At 41.5% G+C, this 3,079-nt stretch carries 3 protein-coding genes; all 3 read right to left on the bottom strand.

Annotated elements, in window-relative coordinates:
* On the bottom strand, positions 1 to 1,161 hold a 1,161-nt coding region (locus VB081_RS08095; RefSeq protein WP_323400316.1), incomplete at its 3' end, for a type I restriction endonuclease.
* Between the two features lie 23 nt (positions 1,162 to 1,184).
* Positions 1,185 to 2,336 (bottom strand): restriction endonuclease subunit S, encoded by a 1,152-nt coding sequence (locus VB081_RS08090; RefSeq protein WP_323400315.1) that lies wholly within the window; start codon positions 2,334 to 2,336, stop codon positions 1,185 to 1,187.
* A partial coding sequence (locus VB081_RS08085; RefSeq protein ID WP_323400314.1) for a type I restriction-modification system subunit M occupies positions 2,333 to 3,079 on the bottom strand: 747 nt, incomplete at its 5' end. The genes VB081_RS08085 and VB081_RS08090, both read right to left, overlap by 4 nt.

Here is a 3,079-nt window from a genome sequence, read left to right as displayed (position 1 = left end):
TTCAAAACGGTCATATTCTTTCATTGTTTGATAGTCTAAATCCTTACGGTCAACTACAAACAGCACCTTATCTATGTATGACAGCTGAGAGGCAAGTCTGGCAGTCTTAAATGACGTTAGCGTTTTACCAGAGCCTGTTGTGTGCCAGATGTATCCGCCACCTGCCACGCTGCCGTATTTTTTATAGTTGTTGGCAATCTCAATACGATTCAAGATGCGCTCGGTTGCCGTGATCTGGTACGGGCGCATAACCATAAGCATATTTTCTGATGTAAAAATACAATACTTGGTCAGCACATTCAGCAAAGAATGCTTTGCAAAGAAAGTCTTTGTGAAGTCAATCAAATCCGTGATAACACGGTTGTTAGCATCTGCCCAAAAGCAGGTAAATTCAAAGCTGTTGCTTGTTTTTCCCTTTTTCGTCTTGCCAGAAACCGCATCCTTGATAGCATTAAAGCGAGTGCTATTGGAGTAGTATTTCGTATTTGTTCCATTGGAGATAACGAAAATCTGCACATATTCAAACAGTCCGCAACCTGCCCAAAAAGAATCCCGCTGATAACGGTTTATCTGATTGAATGCCTCACGAATAGGAACCCCTCTGCGTTTCAGTTCAATATGAACCAAGGGCAGACCATTTACCAGTACCGTCACATCGTAGCGATTATCGTATTTTGCACCGTCCTCTTTACCAAGCACATGGCCCAGGCCACCCTCTCTGCCGCTTGTAGCGGCATTCACCTTGTACTGGTTGATAACCTGCAAACTGTTATTATGGATATTTTTCTTATCCATGAGTGTGATGTTCTTCGTAGAGCCATCATCCCGTTTCAGTACTTGGACAAAGTCCTCCTGTATCTTGCGGGTCTTTTCCACGATATGCTCGTTGGGGTTCGCAACACAATCCGCAAAAAACTGTTGCCACTCTGTATCGGAGAATTGATAGTGGTTCAGAGTCTCCAAGCGGTTGCGGAGGTTGCTGATTAAATCCTTCTCTGTATGGATTTGCAGATATTCATAGCCCTGCTCACAGAGCAGACGAATAAATTCCTGCTCCAGAGCAGCCTCGCTCTGGTAGCTGTCCGAACGTGCCTTCACAGGCTCATATTCTGTAACTACGGTATTTTCTGTTGTCTGTGCGACAATGTTAAAATAAGGCACGGTGGCTTCACCTTCTTTCTCTTTTATAGTTCCTTGAATGACAGTAATCTGTCACGATAGTATTCGTATTGTTTTTGACGGGCTTCGATTTCGGCTGGAAGACCTGTGGTGAGGTCATTACAGAGTGTGTCAAAGCGGTCAAGAATAGATACTATACGTTCTTGTTCATTAATTGATGGAATAACTATTGGAAAATCTGTAAATTCTTCTTTTGTTATCGTTTTTATAGTACTTCCTCTAGCTGTTTTTTCCTTAATCGAAAATATTCTCTGTAGTTGATATACAAAATACTTAAACACCAACTCACCTGATAAATCCTGAAAAATCGCCACTGTTCTATCGATATACGCATCATATTGTGTTACTGCAATTCTTCCAATGCTTCCTTGTAAACTTATCACAATAGACCCTTTTGGCGCAAAGACACTCTTTGGTTGAGCAACCACTGATATTTTTCTTTTTGTATTATCAACCAATCGCATATCCTCACCAATATCTGCAACCTGTACAAACGGCATTGCTCCTTCTCCATCATACCATTCAGCATTTCCATATGGTTGTGGAAATGAACCTCGCCTAAACCTCGAAAGTTCTCCAATTGTTTTTATTTTAATGTTATTACTTCCATCTGATAACAACTCGTCCCTATAGTATTCATACTGTTTCTTTCTCGCTGTAAGCTCTGCTGTAAGCTCTGCTGTAAGCTCTGCTGTAAGCTCCGTGAAATTGTCCAGTATACGGACAATTTCACTCTGCACCCCCAATGGTGGTACAGGAATTTTGATTTTGTTCAATACCTTTTGCGTTAAACTCGGTACACCACCAGCCGTATTATATTGCTCCAAATGTTCTCGTAATAGACAATGATAAACATATCGTGGTAGCGCATAATCCAAATTAATCACAGTGTAAAAAATTGTATCAACATTCCAGAATGGAGTGTCTACATAGTATAACTTGTCGATAGAGCCCTTTCTTGGTATTAATACCGAAGGCTTATCATATGCAGCCCTATCAATATACGTCATAACTCCACCGGAGCCATAAACGGGAATATCTCCTGTGCCAAAGCTTTTATAATCGCTGCCGTTTTTAATTGTAAGGATTTCACTGAGTTCCTTGTATTCGACCCCATCCGGGCATAACTCTGCAACCAATTCCTCTAACTTGCTCATACGCCCACCTCGATTTCTTCGATGATGTTTCGGATAGCCTCACGCAGTTCATTCTCACGCATGACGATTTCTTCGATTTCTGCATTCAGCTTTACAATATCAATCTTTTCACGGGTATCCTCTGCCTCAACATAAGTAGAAACGGAAAGATTGTAATCTGCCCCTGTAATTTCATCATAATCAGCAACGTGGGAGAAGTGTGCCACTTCTTCACGCTTTGAGAACACATCTACAATTCGGTCAATATTTTCAGGTGTTAGTTTATTGTTGTTTGTGACCTTGATGCACTCGTTAGACGCATCAATAAACAAGGTCTTGTTGTTGTTCTTATTCTTCTTCATTACCATAATGCAAGTGGCAATGGATGTACCGAAGAATAGATTGCTTGGTAACTGAATGATGCAATCTACATAGTTATTGTCTACCAGATATTTACGGATTTTCTGTTCCGCACCGCCACGATACATAATACCCGGAAAGCATACGATAGCAGCAGTACCATTGGATGCCAGCCATGAAAGACTGTGCATAATAAATGCCATATCTGCCTTGCTCTTAGGTGCCAGAACACCGGCGGGAGAAAATCGAGGGTCATTGATTAACAGTGGATTTTCGTCACCCGCCCATTTAATAGAGTAGGGAGGATTAGACACGATAAGTTCAAATGGTTCATCATCCCAGTGCTGTGGGCTGATAAGCGTATCCTCACAGGCTACATTGAATTTATCAAACCCCACATCGTG

It is taken from the genome of Christensenella sp., from assembly GCF_034927525.1.
Taxonomy (GTDB): Bacteria; Bacillota; Clostridia; order Christensenellales; family Christensenellaceae; genus Christensenella.
This window is presented reverse-complemented; position numbering and strand designations above follow the sequence as displayed.

Coding starts and splice junctions, on each gene's coding strand:
- VB081_RS08090 (WP_323400315.1), bottom strand. CDS start 2,336: ATGAGCAAGTTAGAGGAATTGGTTGCAGAGTTATGCCCGGATGGGGTC.